The sequence below is a fragment of the Ferrimonas sediminicola genome (genome assembly GCF_005116715.1).
Lineage (GTDB): Bacteria > Pseudomonadota > Gammaproteobacteria > Enterobacterales > Shewanellaceae > Ferrimonas > Ferrimonas sediminicola.
Genome location: NZ_SWCI01000041.1, coordinates 1 through 510, shown reverse-complemented (window position 1 = coordinate 510; position 510 = coordinate 1). Strand labels below are relative to the sequence as shown.

Genomic DNA, 510 nt, shown 5'->3' with positions numbered 1-510 from the left:
CGATGTAGTCGAAGACTTCGCTTCGAGCCTCATCTCGGGTTGAGTAGATCTTCCGCTTGATCCTTTCCCGCTTTAGCAACTGGAAGAAGCTCTCTGCTACCGCGTTGTCGTGGCAATTGCCTCGGCGACTCATGCTGCAACTCAGGCTGTGCTCCTTGAGAAATCGCTGCCACTCATCACTGGTGAACTGGCTGCCCTGATCGGAGTGCACCAGCACTTCGTTTTCTGGCTTGCGGCGCCATACTGCCATCAGCAGTGCATCCGTTGCCAGGTCAGTGGTCATCCTTGGCTTCATTGCCCAGCCGACAACCTGCCTGGAGAACAGGTCGATAACGACAGCCAGATACAGCCACCCCTCATGAGTACGGATGTAGGTGATGTCCGTCACCCATGACTTATTGGGTTCTGACACGGTAAATTGGCGATCCAACGTATTCGGAGCCGCTACCTGGGATTTGCCACCGTACATTCCCTTACGACGCTTGTAGCCGGTTTGAGAGCGCAGCCCCT

The 510-nt window shown here is 55.3% G+C and carries 1 protein-coding gene; it reads right to left on the bottom strand.

All coding sequences use genetic code 11. The features are described 5' to 3' along the window. Positions 1 to 510 (bottom strand): IS3 family transposase (locus tag FCL40_RS18420; protein ID WP_136854725.1); only part of this gene is annotated, 510 nt, incomplete at both ends.